At 63.7% G+C, this 16,998-nt stretch carries 16 protein-coding genes; 6 read left to right on the top strand and 10 right to left on the bottom strand.

Going from position 1 to position 16,998, the window contains the following annotated elements:
- Window positions 1–38 precede the first annotated feature (38 nt).
- Window positions 39–461 (top strand): DUF1499 domain-containing protein, encoded by a 423-nt coding sequence (locus tag VWY60_RS02810; RefSeq protein ID WP_416539764.1) that lies wholly within the window; start codon window positions 39–41, stop codon window positions 459–461.
- 82 nt (window positions 462–543) lie between these two features.
- Here the strand turns inward: VWY60_RS02810 and VWY60_RS02805 are convergent, their stop codons facing one another.
- Window positions 544–831 (bottom strand): hypothetical protein, encoded by a 288-nt coding sequence (locus VWY60_RS02805; protein WP_416539826.1) that lies wholly within the window; start codon window positions 829–831, stop codon window positions 544–546.
- A gap of 173 nt (window positions 832–1,004) precedes the next feature.
- Between VWY60_RS02805 and prfA the strand changes: the two genes are divergently transcribed.
- From prfA to VWY60_RS02790, 3 genes are all read left to right on the top strand, one after another.
- Entirely contained in the window at window positions 1,005–2,060 is a 1,056-nt protein-coding gene (gene prfA / locus VWY60_RS02800; RefSeq protein ID WP_340546327.1) for a peptide chain release factor 1, read from the top strand.
- The gene (gene prmC, locus VWY60_RS02795) at window positions 2,057–2,914 is read left to right on the top strand and encodes a peptide chain release factor N(5)-glutamine methyltransferase (RefSeq protein ID WP_416538953.1); all 858 of its coding nucleotides are present in this window, start codon (window positions 2,057–2,059) and stop codon (window positions 2,912–2,914) included. The genes prfA and prmC overlap by 4 nt, the downstream gene beginning before the upstream one ends.
- 224 nt (window positions 2,915–3,138) lie before the next feature.
- Window positions 3,139–3,849 (top strand): DUF4167 domain-containing protein, encoded by a 711-nt coding sequence (locus VWY60_RS02790; protein ID WP_416539763.1) that lies wholly within the window; start codon window positions 3,139–3,141, stop codon window positions 3,847–3,849.
- Window positions 3,850–3,990: 141 nt separating this feature from the next.
- Here the strand turns inward: VWY60_RS02790 and rsmA are convergent, their stop codons facing one another.
- The 6 genes from rsmA to lptF form a co-directional block, all read right to left on the bottom strand.
- The gene (gene rsmA, locus VWY60_RS02785) at window positions 3,991–4,836 is read right to left on the bottom strand and encodes a 16S rRNA (adenine(1518)-N(6)/adenine(1519)-N(6))-dimethyltransferase RsmA (protein WP_340545888.1); all 846 of its coding nucleotides are present in this window, start codon (window positions 4,834–4,836) and stop codon (window positions 3,991–3,993) included.
- Between the two features lie 85 nt (window positions 4,837–4,921).
- Complete coding sequence (gene pdxA, locus VWY60_RS02780; protein ID WP_416539762.1) at window positions 4,922–5,926, bottom strand: 4-hydroxythreonine-4-phosphate dehydrogenase PdxA; 1,005 nt, start codon at window positions 5,924–5,926, stop codon at window positions 4,922–4,924.
- Window positions 5,923–7,191 (bottom strand): peptidylprolyl isomerase, encoded by a 1,269-nt coding sequence (locus VWY60_RS02775; RefSeq protein WP_340545886.1) that lies wholly within the window; start codon window positions 7,189–7,191, stop codon window positions 5,923–5,925. Before VWY60_RS02775 ends, pdxA begins: the two co-directional genes overlap by 4 nt.
- A complete protein-coding gene (locus VWY60_RS02770) occupies window positions 7,176–9,362 on the bottom strand; it encodes an LPS-assembly protein LptD (RefSeq protein WP_416539761.1) in 2,187 nt (728 codons plus the stop codon). The genes VWY60_RS02775 and VWY60_RS02770 overlap by 16 nt, the downstream gene beginning before the upstream one ends.
- 1 nt (window position 9,363) lies before the next feature.
- Window positions 9,364–10,467 carry an LPS export ABC transporter permease LptG gene (gene lptG / locus VWY60_RS02765; RefSeq protein ID WP_340545884.1) on the bottom strand — a complete coding sequence of 368 codons (1,104 nt, stop codon included), beginning with the start codon at window positions 10,465–10,467 and terminating at the stop codon, window positions 9,364–9,366.
- Window positions 10,464–11,615 (bottom strand): LPS export ABC transporter permease LptF, encoded by a 1,152-nt coding sequence (gene lptF / locus VWY60_RS02760; protein WP_416538949.1) that lies wholly within the window; start codon window positions 11,613–11,615, stop codon window positions 10,464–10,466. Before lptF ends, lptG begins: the two co-directional genes overlap by 4 nt.
- A gap of 226 nt (window positions 11,616–11,841) precedes the next feature.
- On the opposite strand from lptF, the gene VWY60_RS02755 reads away from it, so the two are divergent.
- Window positions 11,842–13,317 carry a leucyl aminopeptidase gene (locus VWY60_RS02755; RefSeq protein WP_416539760.1) on the top strand — a complete coding sequence of 492 codons (1,476 nt, stop codon included), beginning with the start codon at window positions 11,842–11,844 and terminating at the stop codon, window positions 13,315–13,317.
- Between the two features lie 20 nt (window positions 13,318–13,337).
- Entirely contained in the window at window positions 13,338–13,802 is a 465-nt protein-coding gene (locus tag VWY60_RS02750; RefSeq protein ID WP_416534212.1) for a DNA polymerase III subunit chi, read from the top strand.
- Window positions 13,803–13,835: 33 nt separating this feature from the next.
- Here the strand turns inward: VWY60_RS02750 and VWY60_RS02745 are convergent, their stop codons facing one another.
- The 3 genes from VWY60_RS02745 to VWY60_RS02735 all read right to left on the bottom strand — a co-directional run bounded on the left by VWY60_RS02745 (window position 13,836) and on the right by VWY60_RS02735 (window position 16,960).
- Window positions 13,836–14,417, bottom strand: a complete 582-nt coding sequence (locus tag VWY60_RS02745; protein ID WP_416539759.1) for a retropepsin-like aspartic protease family protein — start codon at window positions 14,415–14,417, stop codon at window positions 13,836–13,838.
- A 69-nt stretch (window positions 14,418–14,486) separates the two neighbouring features.
- Complete coding sequence (locus VWY60_RS02740) at window positions 14,487–15,110, bottom strand: MarC family protein (protein ID WP_340545879.1); 624 nt, start codon at window positions 15,108–15,110, stop codon at window positions 14,487–14,489.
- Window positions 15,107–16,960, bottom strand: a complete 1,854-nt coding sequence (locus VWY60_RS02735; RefSeq protein ID WP_340545878.1) for an ABC-F family ATP-binding cassette domain-containing protein — start codon at window positions 16,958–16,960, stop codon at window positions 15,107–15,109. The genes VWY60_RS02740 and VWY60_RS02735 overlap by 4 nt, the downstream gene beginning before the upstream one ends.
- Window positions 16,961–16,998: the final 38 nt, after the last annotated feature.

Here is a 16,998-nt window from a genome sequence, read left to right as displayed (position 1 = left end):
CTGTCCAGTGGCAGCCGCCACGAGGGAGAGCGGACCATATGGGTCGAGTGATGATATTTGTCTGGCTGAGCATCGCAGCAGTCGTTGTGGTGCTCGGGTTTATCCGGCTGGCGCCCAGCGATCCGCTGGACTGGAACACCCAGCCTGAATTCACCGAAGACAAGACCTTTCGCGGTGGCGTGTTCCGGGTGCTGCGCAGTGGCGAGGACGGGCTGGAGCGGTTCCACAACGTTGCCAGCAACGCTCCGCGCACCCGTGTGCTGGCCGGTTCGGTTGAGGATGAGATGGTCACCTATGTGACGCGTACGCGGTTTCTGGGCTTTCCCGATTACACCACCGCGCGGCAGGATGGCGATCTGCTGAAAGTCTATGCCCGTCTGCGGTTTGGCCGCTCCGATCTGGGCGCCAACAATGACCGGATCAACAGCTGGATCGCGCAGATGGCGCCCACACCGCAATAGCGCCCTGATGCGGATCTCCCGGCCGCGTATGCTGCCCGGTCTGATATGACAGGCCAATCTCAACAAACGCATATCGGTGGGATCAGATCCGTGGCAGCGGCTCCGCCGCCGTCGAGATGGCCGGCGCCGTATCAGCCTCAGCCGCAAGGCAGCCCGCCTGAACTTCGCGCCACATCGGCACATTCAGCGACATCTGACATTGGGCCGTGAACATGCGCCCGTCGACCTGCAGGCAGACAAATTCGCCCAGCTCAACCCGGCCGCCGCTCTTATCGGTGCAATAACAGTCGATCGTGCGCCCATTTGGCGCGACAACATCGGCCTGAATGGGCGACGCGGTTGCGCTCCACGACAGCGCAAACCCCAGCAGATACAGCAAAGAGCGGGGCAGGCCTGGTGTCGCAGGGGGCAGCCACCCAAGCTCAGGCAGGCGGCGCTGCGCATGATCCTTTCCCGCAATATGAGGACTGGCATGTTGCATGACCCTAGCATATCACAAGGGCAGCCTTGCGCAAAAGACAGATCGATACGGATATTGCACGCATGATCCCCGAAGACCGCCTCGAGCAGATTTTACAACGGTTTCAGTATCTTGAGGCCGCAATGGCAGAGGGTGTCGCAGGCGGCGATATTGCGGCTCTGGCCAAGGAATATTCCGATCTGCGCCCGGTTGCCGAGCAGATCAGCGCCTATCGCCGCCTGCTGTCCGATCTTCAGGAGGCAGAAGACATGCTCGCCGATCCCGATATGGCGGCGCTGGCGGAGGAGGAGCTGCCCCAGCTGCGCGCGGCGTTGCCCGAGGCCGAACATGCGCTGCAACTGGCGCTGCTGCCCCGGGATGAGGCCGACAGCCGCCCGGCCATTCTGGAAATCCGCCCCGGCACCGGCGGCGATGAGGCGGCCCTGTTCGCCGGGGATCTGCTGCGCATGTATCAGCGCTACGCCGAGGCGCGGGGCTGGGGGTTTGACATCATCGAGGAACAGACAACCGAACTCGGCGGGCTGAAAGAGGTGGTCGCCCATGTCAAAGGCGAAAACGTCTTTGCCCGGTTGAAATATGAGTCCGGTGTCCACCGCGTGCAACGCGTTCCGGTGACCGAATCCGGCGGGCGCATCCACACCTCTGCCGCCACGGTTGCGGTGCTGCCCGAGGCGGAGGATGTCGATCTTCGCATTGATCCGGCGGATCTGCGGATCGACACCATGCGCGCCTCCGGGGCCGGTGGCCAGCATGTGAACACCACCGATTCCGCTGTGCGGATCACCCATATTCCCACCGGTATTATTGTGGTCAGCTCCGAGAAATCGCAGCACCGCAACCGCGAGATCGCGATGCAGGTCATGCGCACGCGGCTTTACGATCTGGAGCGCCAGCGCATCGACAGTGAACGGTCCGCCGATCGCGCCAGTCAGGTCGGCTCTGGCGACCGGTCGGAGCGGATCCGTACCTACAACTTTCCGCAGGGCCGGATGTCGGATCACCGTATCAACCTGACGCTCTATAAGCTTGATCAGATCATGCAGGGCGATCTGGACGAGATCATCGACGCGCTGACGGCGGACGATCAGGCGCGGCTGCTGGCCGAGATGGGCCAATGAACGCGCCGCAGACAGCCGCTCAGGCGATGGCTGCCGCTGCGGCCCGGCTGCGCGCGGCCGGTGTGCCGGACCCGGCGCGCGATGCGCGGATCCTGCTGGCCCATGCCGCCCGGATCGAGGCCAGCCGCGTGACCCTGATCGCGCCCGAAGATCTGGCGCCTGAAATCGCCGAGCGCTATGAGCAGCTCATCGCCCTGCGCGCCATCCGGGTGCCGGTGTCTCAGCTGATTGGCGAGCGGGAGTTTTATGGCCGCCGCTTCAAGGTCTCCGGCGATGTGCTGGATCCGCGTCCTGAAACCGAAACCCTGATCGAGGCGGCGTTGGCCGAACCGTTCTCGCGGGTGCTGGACCTCGGCCTTGGATCGGGCTGCATTCTGGTCACCCTGCTGGCCGAGCAGCGTGCCGCGACCGGCGTTGGCGTCGATCTGAGCGAAGCTGCCTGCCTTCAGGCGAGCGCCAATGCGGTGCTGCACCGGGTTGAGGCGCGTGCCGAAATCCTGCAGTCGGACTGGTTTTCCGCCGTCGAGGGGAAGTTCGATCTGATTGTCTCCAACCCGCCCTATATCGCGCTTGACGAAATGTCGGAGCTTTCGGATGAGGTGCGCGCCCATGAGCCGGAGATGGCGCTGACGGATGGCGGCGACGGGCTTGGCGCCTATCGGACCATCGCCGCCGATCTCGGCGATCATCTGGCCGCAGGGGGGCGGGTCTTTCTGGAGATCGGCCCGACGCAGGGTACGGCGGTCAGTGATCTTCTGCTGTCGGCCGGGTTGAAAGAGGTCCGCATCCTGCCGGATATGGATGGGCGCGACCGGGTGGTCTGTGGCCGCAGCTGTGGCCAAAACAGCTCCTAAACCCGTGAAAATGGCCTGAATTTGTAGTTTCGTAAGAAAAAGCACCGATAATCGCCTGGACCCCCTTGTCTGAAAGGGCGGAACATGATTACTCAAAGAAGTCGCTTTAGGGTGAGGTAAAGAATACCTCCCGGCGACATCAAGCCCAAAATGGTCGATGATCCGGCGCAGAGGCGCGCTGGTATGGATCCACGACAAATACAATCAAGGCTGACGTTAGGCATATGAGATCGTCCAAATCACGTTCGCGTTCCAAGTCGAACCGGAACCGCCCAGCAGGCGCAAATGTTGTCAACCGCGTGTTCGACAGCTCCGGCCCCGAAGGCAAGGTACGCGGAACGCCGCAACAGATCATCGACAAATACAATCAGCTGGCGCGCGATGCCCAGCTGAGCAATGATCGCGTTGCCACCGAGAATTTCCAACAGCATGCTGAGCATTACCTGCGCATGCTGAACGAAGCGCAACGCGAAATTGATGCGCGTCGCGAAGAGCAGGAACGCCAGAACCGCGAGCGTCAGGCTGAGCGGGACCGTGAACGCGCAGAGCGTCTGGAGCGCCAGGAACGCGAGGCGGACAGCCGCTCCGACGATCCGTCCGCCGCGCCCCAGCCCGACGTGATGGATCCGCGCGATGGCAATGGTGACAGTGGCCTGGTGGAAACACCCGAGAGCCGCGATCAGTCCGCCGCCGACAGCGACGGCGACAGCAAACCGGCAAAGCCAGCAGCGCGCAAACCGCGCAGCCGCAAGCCCAAAGCTGAGGGCGACAAGCCTGACAGTGGCTCGACAGATGAGGCAAACGCGGACGCGCCCAAGGCGGGCGCCGATGCCCCGGCAGCAGATGGGGCCGCGGCACCGGAACGCAAACCAGCACCTCGGCGCAAGCCCAAGCCGAAACCCACGGCTGAAGACGCTCCCGAAGCGGCCGAATAATCCGCAGACCGGCCGTTCGACCGGATCGAAGGATACAGGGATAGATAAAAAGCCCGGTCTCAGCTGAGACCGGGCTTTTCTCTTGTCAGTCACATTGCGGACAGACTGGGATGGATGTCGTTGCCTGTCTGGTGTGGCTGGTCAGGATTCGTTCTTCAGGCTTCGCGCCAGCGCGCAGAAGGCTTCCAGCCCGACCTGTTCCGCCCGCTCGGTTGGTGGAATGCCCACCGCCACAAGGTGATCCTCAATATCGGGGCTCACGCTCTTGAGACTGGCGCGCAGCATCTTGCGGCGCTGGTTGAAGGCGGCGGCCACCACCTTGTTCAGGGTGCCGGCATCTGCCGGATACCGGGGTGCCTCCAGCGCTTTCAGATGCACCACCGCGCTATGGACCTTAGGTGGCGGGCTGAAGGCCTCCGGCGGCAGCGACAGCACGATGCGGGCATCGGCGCGCCACTGCGCCAGCAGCGCCAGTCGTCCATAGGCCTTGCTGCCGGGCTGCGCGACGATCCGTTCGGCGACCTCGCGCTGGAACATCAGCGTCAGGCTCTGCCAGAAGGGCGGCCAGGCCTTTGGTGTCAGCCAGCGCACCAGCAGTTCGGTGCCGACGTTGTAGGGCAGGTTGGCGGCGATACGGATGGGCGGTGTCAGATGGGTGAGCGGGTTCACCTCCAGCGCGTCACCTTCGATGACCTGCAACCGGCCCGGATAGGCCGCGGCCACCTCTGCGAGTGCGGGGATGCAGCGGCTGTCCTTCTCCACCGCCAGCACGCGCCGCGCGCCTTCGGCCAGCAGACCGCGGGTCAGACCGCCGGGACCGGGACCGATTTCCAGCACGTCGCATTCGCTGAGGTCGCCGGCCTGGCGGGCAATTTTTGCCGTCAGGTTCAGATCCAGAAGAAAATTCTGCCCCAGCGATTTGCGCGCCGAGAGCTGGTGGGTCTCGATCACCTCACGCAGGGGAGGAAGGGAGTCGATAGCGCTCATATCATCTGTACCTTGGGACGGGGCGCAGCGGCTGCGCCTTAGATTTTCATGCCTCCGGCGGGGATATTTCCGGCCAGAAGAAGTTTCAAGTGCTGCTGGCCGCGTTCGGGGTCCGGCGCTGCGCCATGGATTGCGCCAGCCGCAGCGCCTCGATCAGGCTGGAGGGGTTGGCGATCCCCTGACCGGCGATATCGCAGGCAGTGCCGTGATCCGGCGAGGTGCGGATGAACGGCAGCCCCAGCGTGACATTGACGCCGCGATCGAAATCGAGCGTCTTGATCGGGATCAGCGCCTGATCGTGATACATGCAGATTGCCGCGTCATAACGCGCGCGTGCGGCGGCATGGAACATCGTGTCGGCAGGGTGCGGCCCAGAGAGTGTATAGGCGCCGCCCTGCATATCGGCAATCAGCCCGCGCATCCAATCCAGCTCTTCGTGGCCCATGGCGCCATCTTCACCGGCATGGGGGTTCAGCCCCGCAACCGCAATCCGGGGGTGGGCCAGGCCAAACTGGTCCCGCAGCCCCTGCGCGGTGATTTCAATCGTGCGGCGCAGGCCGTCGGCCGTCAGCTGCTGCGGGACCTGTGACAGGGGGATATGGATGGTGGCGGGCACCACCCGCAGCTCCGGGCTTGCCAACATCATGACGACATTTGGCGAGCCGCCCAGATGGGCGAGAAACTCGGTATGGCCGGGGTAGGCAAATGCGGCGCCGTCAATCAGCGCCTTCTTGTGGATCGGCGCGGTGCAGAGCGCGCTGGCCTCGCCGGATTGCACCAGCGCGACACCGGCCTCAATGGCGCGGATGACACCGGCGGCATTGTCGGGGTTGAGCTGTCCGGGCACGGTTGGGGCGGCAAAGTCGACCCGCAGCACAGGCATAGCGCTGGCACTGACATCGACGGCCTCAGCGGCATTATCGATCTCTTGCCAGTCTGTTCCCGTGGGCAGGTGTCGCGGATCGCCCAGCCACAGGAACGGGCAACTGTCGCGCAAGTCCTGCCAGGCTTTGACCGCCAGTTCCGGGCCGATGCCCGCCGGTTCCCCACAGCTGAGCGCGATGGGCAAGGGGCGGGCAGGGCGGCTCATTCTCCGCTGATCCGCGCGTCGGCTTTCAGCTGTTCCAGAAGGCTGTCGGCAAAGGCGCCGAGCCGTTGCTGGGTCAGCGCATTGCCGACGCTTTCGCGGCTGGCTTCGGCGTTCACTTCAGCGGTGCGGCCACAGAGCATCAGCAGCATCAGGGTCTGGCCATTGTTGCGGGTCAGCGCCAGCGAGGTCTCATTAGGGTCGAGCTTGGCAAGTTCAATGGCGATATCCTGCGGGATCTCACCCGGCGCCAGGGTTTCGCGGTCCAGTACAGAGGGATCCTGACCCTTGGCCACACCATAGAGATCATCGCAGCTGTCAACCGCATTGACCACCTTGGTGCCAGCGGCCAGCGCCTCGGGGGTGCGGCCTCCGGGCAGATAGTAGGCCGCGTATTCGATGGCGGCGTAGCTGGGTGCGGCGCCGCTGGTTTCGCGCAGATCACGCAGCTGGAACAGGGCAACCGCGCCATCCAGCGGCAGCGGCGCAGTGACTTCACCGGGGCGCAGCGCCAGGACGACCTGTTGCAGCTGGGGGGGCAGGTTGGTCAGCGGCATCCAGGGCAGCCGTCCGCCGCTCTGCCGGGTGGCCGTGGCCGAATATTGTTGCGCGGCCTGCGAAAACGCGCCGGTGGTGGTGATCCGGCTGACCTGTTGGGCGATATCCTCGACCTGGGCGGCATTCTGCGCGTTGATCGGCATGATCAGCTCGGACAGGAGCACCTCGACACCACCGGAACCGGCAAGCCCCATGGCGCGGTCGATCTCTTCCTCGCTGGGGCGGGCCTGTGCAAGGTAGCGCGCAGCGATATATTCGCGCCAGGCAATGCCGACGCGGGTGAAATCGCGCAGGGTTTCAGGCGCCACGCCATTCTGACCCAGCACATTCAGGAATTCCTGCAGGCTGAGATTGGCGCGGCCGGCCAGTTCGGTCATACCTGCGACAATTTCTTCTTCGGTCGGCTCGATCCCGGCCTGGGCCAGAACGTCGAGTTTCAACCGGTCCTCGATGAGGTCTTCGCGGGCTTTTTCCAGCGGATCGCCCGGATCGCGCAGCAGGGTCAGGAACCGGGCGCGCTGTTGCAGCTCGTAATTTGTGACCACTGCGTCATTCACCGTCACCGCCGGGGCAAACAGCCCCTGTGCCAGGGCGGCGGGGGCGGGGGCGAAGATCACCGCCGCTGCCAGCGCCACGGCTGTTGCGGTCTGGGTCAGTCGCTGAACGAAGGGGGCCGCATCTTGGGGCCGGAAACTCAGGTGTTTTTGCATGATCGCCTGTACTTCTTGCTGCCGCTGTCCACGGAAAACCCGTTTAACGCGATGGTAAAGCCGAAATCCGTTGTCGGCTCAACACTTGTTGTCGATGTATAGCGCCGGTTGACCGAAAGATCGACCGTCACGCATTCGTTGGAATAGACCAGCCCGAGGCCTGCGCGGGTGGCCCGGGCGTCAGAGATGTCGTAGCGCAGATTGGCGCTGGCGGTCCAGCCGGGGCTGACCTCATAGGCACCGTCGAACCAGAGTTCGGAGACCTCCTCGGCGCGGCCTTCGGCGGGATCGGTGCCCAGCCACATATAGGTGCCGGTCAGGCGGCTGCGGTCGGTCATCCAGTCGCCGCGCACCTCCGCCTTGGAGAAGTTGAGTGAGCCGTTCAACAGGCCCCGCGTGGTGATCGCCAGATCATCGTTCAGCTTCAGCTGCGCGGCCATCAGGAGGTCGGAGGAGGTGCCGCCGAGGCCGGAGCTCTTGGTGAACCGACCATCGTCGCTGTCGCGGAACACCTGCCCGATGGTGGCAGAGGCCTGCCAGCCACTGGGCGAGAACCGCGCCCAGTTCAGCCCGAAAGCCACCGTCACCCCGTCCTCGCGCGCATCGGTGGCCGGAAACCGCGACAGATCCAGCAGGTTGCCCCGGTCGAACTCCACGAAATTGCTTTCGTCGTTGGGGACAGCGGTATCGCCGGTATCAGTCCAGCCGATCTGCAGGATCGGTTCCAGAAACTGCGTGGCGCCGGATTGCTCCCGCCGGGTCATCGGCAGGCGGAAGGTGAGCGCGCTGCGTGGGCTGAAGCGCGAGGTGTTATTGGCAAAGACATCGTCGTCATAGACCGCAAAGGCATCCGCCGCAGCGCCCAGCGACCAGTCCGCCACCAGCCCGTTGGCAAAGCGCCAGCTGCGGTGCCAGTCCACATCAAATGTCGCCCGGCCAATATCGCGGCCGCCCGGATCGGTCAGGTTGCCCCGGATGTCGGAGGTTCGGTTATGACCGTGGGTTTCCAGTGACAGGCGCAGCTCGCCGCCGATCTGCGTCGGGAAAAACCGTCGTTCATAGTAGAGGTTGCCGACGGAGGACGGGATCAGATCCTGATTTTCGCTATCGCGCAGTGTCTTGTAGGAAATCGCGCTGGCGCGGAACAGGCTGTCGCGCTCGACCTTGGTCACCACAACCTCGGAGCGGAGGCGGTCCAGATCACGCAGGCCGTAGTCGACCAGATAGGCATCATCCGACACCGTCTTGAGATCGAACCGCAGCTTGAACGCATTGGGCAGATCAAAGGTCCCCTCGGCAAAGACATAGCCGCGATCCTCGCCCCGGTAGAGCTCATCCCGGGTATAGGCGCCGTTGATTTCGATCTCGCCACGGCGGAAGGCCTGACGATAGCGCATGTCCAGCGTCCGGGTACGCGACGACAGATAGGGCGACAGCGTCAGGTCGCGATGTGGGCCGATGGTCAGGAAATACGGCAGTTTCACCCCGGTGCCGAGGTTCGAGGTGGTGCGGATCGACGGAATCAGAAATCCATTGGCCCGCTCCAGCGTCGGGTCGGGCAGGCGGATGCCGGGGAAATAGAACACCGGCGTGTCCAAGATCCTCAGCTGGGCGTTCTCCAGATAGAGCTGGCGCTCCTGCTGATCGTGGGTGATCCGTTCGGCCCGGATCTGCCAGAGCGGCGGCCGCCCGTCGGTGCAGACATGGCAGGAGGTGACGGCGGTTTTGTAAAGCTGCGTGTAGCGGCCGCCAACGCGGGTCATCTGCAGGGAGGCCAGTTGCAGCTGCTGCTGAAACACCATGCGCGCGCCGACCAGCAGGCCATTGCGCATATCCCGGTCCAGCTCGGCAGCATCAGCCAGAATGGTGATGTCGCCGCCTTCGTCGATGCGAATGGGGCCTTCGATCTGCAGGGCGCCTTGGGTCTGATCAAAAGTGATCTTCCGCGCCCGGAGCCTGACATCGCCCTGGAACGCTTCGACATTGCCTTCGGCCACTAGGGTACGATCCGGGGTGATGAACAGCTGGTCGGCCACCAGAATTGCGGGCGTATCAGCCGATTGCGCAGCGGCGCCGGGGCGGGCGCTCTGGGCATGGGCGACATCGCTCAGCGCCAGCTGGCCAACCGCCAGCCAGGGCAGAACCGTCGAGAGTAGCAGGGCGCGGCGCATGTTATCCGTCCTCGGCATGTAAGAGTAACCCCATCGTCAGCAGGATCGCCGCCACCGGCGGTGCCCAGCCGGCCAGCGCCACGGGGATCTGGCCGTTTTCCCCCAGGATCTGGGCGAAATTGCGCAGAAAATAAAGCCCGAACCCCAGCAGCACCGCTGTCAGAACCGCCAGACCGGTGCCGCCAAACCGCGTATGGCGCATGGTAAAGGCGGCGCCAACCAGCGCCATGGCGATCAGGAACAGCGGTCGCGCCAGTTCCACCTGCAACCAGACCTCATAGCGCTTGGTGGAGAACCCGGCCTCGGACAGCTCGCGGATCGTGGCGGGCAGATCGTAGACGGAGATCCCGGTCGCAGTGCCCAGCGTGTCGCGAATCCGCTCCGATGTCAGCGTGGTCGAGAGGCGCAGTGTCGGGTGCCGCTCGGCGTTGGTCTCGGGGTTCACACCCACGATGAGCGGCCAGACCTTGGCCTTGGTCAGCACCCAGTCGCCGCCATCCAGCGTCGCCTGTTCCGCAAGCGTCTGGCGGATCGGGCGGCCTTCGGGGCCGTAAGAGAGGATCGTCACATCATGGAGCGTGATATCGCCGGTATCGCCGCTGTAGCCGGTGGCGTGGATGACCGATTGCCCCAACGCGCCGCCCTGCCGCAGCCACAAGCCCTCACCGGTAAGCGACAGCGCCGCCGGGCCGCCGTTGCGGTAGGTCTCCGCCAGATCGCGGTAGCGGTTGGAGGTCGCCGCCACGATCGGGTTCAACGTGCTGACAGCCAGCACCCCGATCAGCGCCGCCAGCAGCACCGGAGCCGCCAGCGCGCGGATGCCCGAACGGCCAATGGCGCGGGTCACCACCAGCTCGCTGCTGCGCGCCAGCCCGATGAATAGCACGATGGTGGTGAGGATCATGATCAACGGCAGAAATTCACTCAGCGCCGCAGGGGTATTGAGCAGCGTCAGGCCGAACAGCTGGCCCAGCGACAGGTCCTGCGCCTCAAACCGGCGGATCTGCTCATTCAGGTCGATCAACATCACAAGCGTTAACAGGACGCCGCAAATCACTGCAAACCATTGCAAAAAGCGGCGCGCGTAATACAGGTCCAGGGTCATGTGGCGCGCTCCCTGCGGGTTTGGCGGCTATGGCGCCGCCGCGCCAGCAGCGGTCCCAGCGGCTTGGCCGCCAATTGCAGAAACGCCAGCCCGACCAGCAGCCCGATCAGCGTCGGCAGGTAGATCAGCGGCCAGAAATCGGCGTTGCGCAGCACCGGCTCGGAGACCACGCCGCGCAGCCCCTCGACAAAGATCAGCAGCACAAAGGCAAGAAGCGCCTGCCGCCAGACTCCAAATCGCGAGAAACCGCCCAGCATCAGGGAGGCAAAGCCGATCAGCACCACAGCGACACAGACCAGGGCACGGGCAAACCGCAGGTGCAGCTCTTCGGCCAGCGCGCCGGCACTATAGGGGCCATCGGCGATCAGCTTCGGCATCTCGCGCAGCAACTCAAGGCTGGGGATGGCGCGGATATTGCGGGTCTTTTCTTCAGCTTTGTTGGCAAGGCTACTGATATCATAGGAAAAATCGGAAAAAATGGTGGAAGACAAGCGCTGGGTCTCAGCGTCGATACGCTGTGACATGCCATCAACCATCACCAGATGGGTCCTGTCGTCGTCGCGCACCAGATAGGCCTTGCCGCCGGTATAGGTGACGCTTTCTGCCGGGTTGCGGCGATCGGACAGGAACACGTCATTGAGCGTCCCATCGGGGTCAATCCGACCAATGTAGAAGGTGACGCCACGCGCCGGATGCAGGAAATCACCCTCGCTCAGCAGCTTGGCTGTCACATTGCGGGCGACCTCGGATTCGCGCTGCTCCAGCGTTGCGATGGAGGCAGGCAGCAGAACATGGGTCAGGATCGACATCATCAGCGCGGTGATCAGGCCAAAGGCCAGCGCCGGTTTCGCCATCTGCCAGGGGCTGGTGCCGGTGGCCCGCAGAACCGTCAGTTCGCTTTCGCTGTTGAGCCGGTTGGTCACCCAGACCGATGCGGCAAAGGCCGCAACCGGCAGCACCATACGCACCAGATTCGGCAGGGCAAGGGCGGTGAATTCCAGGAAAACCAAGGCCGACTGCCCGTCGCCGATCAGCCGGTCAAACAGCACCACCGCGCGGTTGATCCAGAATACGGCCACCAGAATCAAGGCAAAGAACCCGAAAAACAGTAGGTATTGGGACAGCACATATCTGTCGTATCGTGACACGCGATCCCCCCAGATCCTACTGCCCTTGTTTTGAGGAGACCTTAGAGGATTTGTTGGCCGGGGAAAACTGCATTCTGCGGACGCGCGACAGTCGGCCGGTGGCCGCCCGCTAGCCCGTTCTGCGCATCCTTCGACGGCGGTCAAACCATATCTGGCCCTAGTCATTGTCGCACAGGCAGGCTACCTGTTGGGGATTGAGGAATTGACCCTGACAGGAGCCCCGCACATGCGTCCGCTGACCCCTACACGTTTTGTCGAATTTGATCCCAAGACCCTCTCCGAGATTGAGGGCCGTGTGGTGGTTCAGATCACCCCGGAGGGGACATTGGGGCAGGCAGCGCGCACGGCAAACCGGCTGACCAAAGGGGCGCTGGCACGTCTGGTTGAAGCAAAGGGTTTTGAGAAGACCAAGGCGGGCGATGTGATTTCGCTGGCCTGGCCCGCTGGCATGAAAGCCGAGGCGCTGGATATTCTGGTCACCCCGCGCAAGATCAGCGCGATCGAGGCGCGCAAGGCCGGCGCCAAGCTGGCCGCGCGCAGCGATGGAAAATCGGTGACGGTGATGGCAGGCTCCATGCCACGCGCTGCGGATCTGGCGCTGGGGATGGCTCTGCGCGACTATCGCTTTGACGATCACAAGACCGGCGACAAGGCCCCCTCCGACGCTGAGGTGGTGATCGCCCATAAATCCCCCGCCGATGTCGAGGCCGCCTATGGCCCGCTGGCAGCCGTGGCCGAAGGTGTCCACATGACCCGCGATCTGGTCAATGAGCCTGCCAATGTGCTGACCACTACAGAATTTGCCAATCGGCTGGCGGAGATGGAAAGCCTCGGACTGAAGGTTGAGGTGCTCGACGAGGACCAGCTGGAAGAGCTGGGCATGCGGACGCTGCTCTGCGTGGGGCAGGGGTCCGACAGCCCGTCGAAAGTGGTGGTGATGCAGTGGAACGGCGGCGAAACCGACTCCGCACCGCTGGCGCTGGTGGGCAAGGGCGTGGTGTTTGACACTGGCGGCATCTCGCTGAAACCGGGCGCGGGCATGGAAGACATGACCATGGATATGGGCGGTGCCGGCGTTGTTGCGGGCACCATGCGGGCGCTGGCCCTGCGCAAGGCGAAAGCCAATGTGGTCGGTCTTGTCGGGCTGGTCGAGAACATGCCGTCGGGCAATGCGACCCGCCCGGGCGATGTCATCAGATCCATGAAGGGTGACACCGTCGAGGTGATCAATACCGACGCCGAGGGGCGCTTGGTTCTCTGCGACGTGATGTGGTACGCGCAGGAGCGCTTCAAACCGGTGGGCATGATCGACCTCGCCACCCTGACTGGCGCCATTATCATCGGCCTTGGCCATGAAAACGCGGGCGTCTTCTCCAATGACGACACCTTCTGCAACCGCTTCCTGAAAGCCGCCGAAGCCGAGGGCGAGGGCGCCTGGCGGATGCCTCTGGGCAAGGCCTATGACGACATGCTGAAATCGCGCATTGCCGACATGAAGAACATCGGTGGACGCCCGGCCGGGTCGATCACCGCCGCGCAGTTCCTGCAACGTTTCGTCAAGGAAGACACCCCCTGGATCCATCTGGATATCGCAGGCGTCGCCTCGGTCAAGACAGACACCGACTACGCCCCCAAAGGCGCGACCGGCTGGGGCGTCATGGCGTTGAACCGGCTGGTGCAGAATATGTTCGAGACGGACTGAGACAGGCAGAGATACAGACCATGGGGGCGGCCTATTTCTACCATCTGACCCGGCGTTCGCTTGAAGAGACGCTGCCGGTCCTCCTCGACAAGGCGCTTGGCGCCGGGTGGCGCATTGTCGTGCGCGGGGTGGACCTGCCGCGGATCACGCAGCTGGACGAACGGCTGTGGCTTGGGCCGGAGGAGCAGTTTCTTCCGCATGGTATTCTCGGCGGCCCCCATGATGCGCTTCAGCCCGTTCTGCTCAGCCATGAGGCGACGCCGGTGCCCGGTACCAGCTGCCTGATGGCGGTGGATGGCGCCGAGGTCACGGCGGAGGAGGTTGCCGCGCTGGAGCGGGTCTGCATTCTGTTTGACGGCACCAACCCGGACGCGGTGGCCCGCGCACGGGTGCAGTGGAAATCCCTCACCGATGCGGGATGCTCAGCGCAATATTGGTCCGAAGAGAGCGGGCGCTGGGAGAAAAAGGCCGAGAAAACCGCCTAGGTATCAACCCGCGAAAGGGGGGCGGCGCTGGCCTCAGCGCGTCAGGATCAGCGATCCGTTGCGGATCTCGATGCTGGACCAGCGTTGCAGGTAATCCATCCCCAGGAGCGACTGATCCATCTGCCCCTCGTTCACCGAAAGCGTGATATCGCGGTCGGTGATGTCGCCCAGCGACATGCTCTTGACCGTGGCCAGCGCAGTGCGCACCTCGCCATTGGCGGTGCGCGCCCGTCCCAGATAGGCAAGGCTTTCGGGATCAATGCCAACCCGCCGCGCATCCTTTGCATTCAGCACCACGGCGCTGGCGCCGGTATCGACCAGGAAGCGCACCGGCACCTCGTTGACATCGACGGTCAGATAATAATGCCCGTCGCGCGCACGCGGCACATCCACGCGCCCCTCGTCGCGCATCACCACCTGCTGCGGCTGCACCGTGCTGCGGATGTCCTCCCACAGGCCGTAACCGGCTATCACGCCAAGAAAGATGAACGCCCAGATCGCCAGCTGCTGCACGGTTTTGCCCAGCCCCTGCCGGTTCTGCACAAACACCCAGGAGCCAACCGCGACCAGCAGCAACACCAGATAGATCAATCGTGGAGTTTCGATGCCGTCCAACCTGTTTCTCCTGCCTTGCGCCGATCTCTCCCCTCAATATGGGGAGGCACCCGGAAAGTTTCGAGAGGCTCAGCCCCCGGCAAATCCAAAGGCCTGCAACCCGTCCAGCACGAATTGCACCGACAGCGCGGCCAGCAGCATCCCCAGCAGCCGTGTCACAACAGTAATGCCGGTCTTGCCCAGCAGCCGTTCAAACAGGCCGGAGAACAGGCACATCAGCAACAGGATGCTCAGCACTGCAAAGACCACCGCCATCACCATGGCAAATCCGGCAAACCCCGGCTGCTGACCGGTCAGCAGGATCACCGTGGCAATTGAGCCCGGCCCGGCAATCAGCGGGATCGCCAGTGGAAAGACCGAGGGATCGTCAAAGTCATCTTCCTCGCTGCGGTCCTCGCGCCGCTTGTTGCGACGTTCAAACAACATGTCGAGCGCGGTCAGGAACAGCAGAACGCCGCCCGCGATGCGAAAGGCGGCCATGGAAATCCCGGCAAACCCCAGCACCGCCTCGCCAAAGGCCGCAAACACCGCCAGCAGCACTGCAGCGGTGATGGTGGAGCGCAGGGCAATCGCCCGCCGCTGCGCTGGCGTCATGCCCTGGGTCAGCGCCAGAAAGATCGGCGTCAATCCAATCGGATCGACAATCACGAACAGCGTCACAAAGGAGGTGATCAAAAAGGCGGTATCGATCATAGCGCTTCTGCCTTTTCCAGTTTTTCAACCGCCTTCAGCCACAGATCCTCTGCCCGGTCCTGCGCCTCCATCACCTCGGCGTATTTGCGCTGCCAGACCAGCGCCTCATCCTTGCGATCTTCGTCATAGAGGGCAGGATCGGCCAGTTTCTTGGCCAGTTTGTCGCGCATTTCGCTGACCTTCTCCAGCCGTGCCTCGCCTTTGCGCACCTCGGCGCGCAGCGCCTGTAGCGCATCGCGCGACGGGCGTTTGGGCTTTTCCGCCTTGGCCTTGGATTTGCCCGCCGGTTTGTCCCGTGTGAGCAGCAGATCGCGGTAGGAGGGCAGATCGCCTTCATAGGGTTTCACCGTGCCGCCGGAGACCAGCCACAGCCGGTCGGCAACAAGGCTGAGCAGGTGCATATCGTGGCTGACCAGAATGACCGCGCCGGAATAGGCGGTCAGCGCCTCCACCAGCGCCTCCCGGCTTTCGATATCCAGGTGGTTGGTCGGCTCGTCGAGGATCAGCAGATGCGGCGCGGGCAGGGTGGCCAGCAGCAGCGACAGACGCGCCTTTTGCCCACCAGAGAGGCGCCCGACCTCGGTATCCGCCTGATCCGACCCGAGACCAAAGCCTGCCAGCCTTGCGCGCAGACGGGCCTGGCCCTCATTGGGGCGTTCGCGTTGCAGATGCTGCAACGGGGTTTCGTCAATATGCAGCTCATCGACCTGATGCTGGGCAAAGAAGCCGATCCGCAGCTTGCTGGACTGGGTCATCTTGCCCGTCATTACATCCAGCCGGCCCGACAGCATCTTGGAGAGGGTGGATTTGCCCTCACCGTTTTTGCCCAGAAGCGCAATGCGGTCGTCCTGATCAATGCGCAGGTCCAGCCGACTCAGGATCGTGGTGCCGTCATAGCCCACCGATGCGCCCTCGGTGGCGATGATCGGCGGCGACAGTTCTTCGGGTTCGGGAAAGGTGAAGACCGTGCGCGCGGCGTCTTCGGGCGCGCGGATGGTCTCCATCTTCTCCAGCATCTTGACGCGGCTCTGCGCCTGTTTGGCCTTGCTTGCCTTGGCCTTGAACCGATCGACAAAGGCCTGCAAATGCGCCCGGCGGGCGTCCTGCTTCTTGGCCTGTGCCGCCTGATTGGCGCGGTTGGCGGCGCGCTGGCGGGCAAACTGATCATAGTTGCCGGAATAAAACGTCAGCCCGAGATCTTCGAGATGCAGGATGCCATTCACTGAGCGGTTCAGCAGCTCGCGGTCATGGCTGATGATGATCACGGTGTGCGGATACTTGACCAGATAGGCCTCCAGCCACAGCGCGCCTTCCAGGTCCAGATAGTTGGTCGGCTCATCGAGCAGCAGCAGATCGGGTTGCGAAAACAGCACCGCCGCCAGCGCGACCCGCATCCGCCAGCCACCGGAGAAATCCGAACAGGGGCGCTGCTGCGCCTCATAGTCAAACCCCAGCCCCTTCAGGATCGAGGCGGCGCGCGCTTCGGCGGACCAGGCGTCGATATCGGCAAGGCGGGTCTGGATTTCGGCAATCCGGCCCGGATCCTGTGCGGTCTCGGCCTCCGCCAGCAGCTCGGCGCGCTCGGTATCGGCGGCCAGCACCGTATCGATCAGCGACACACCCGAGGCTGGCGCCTCCTGCGCGACACCGCCAATGCGCGACCGGCTGGGCAGCGAGATGCTGCCGGATTCCAGCGAGAGCTCATTGCGGATGAGGCGGAACAGGGTGGTCTTGCCGGTGCCGTTGCGGCCCACCAATCCGACCTTGTGGCCTGTGGGGATCGTGGCGCTGGCGCCATCGAACAATAGACGGCCTTCGACCGCATAGGAGATATCGCTGATACGTAACATGGCAGCGGTGTGACCCAGTGACCCGGTGCTGTCAATTG

This window comes from Phaeobacter sp. JH20_26 (genome assembly GCF_048056275.1).
GTDB lineage: Bacteria > Pseudomonadota > Alphaproteobacteria > Rhodobacterales > Rhodobacteraceae > Phaeobacter > Phaeobacter bryozoorum.
The sequence above is the reverse complement of the archived record's forward strand: the minus strand, read 5'-3'. Positions and strand labels throughout refer to the sequence as shown.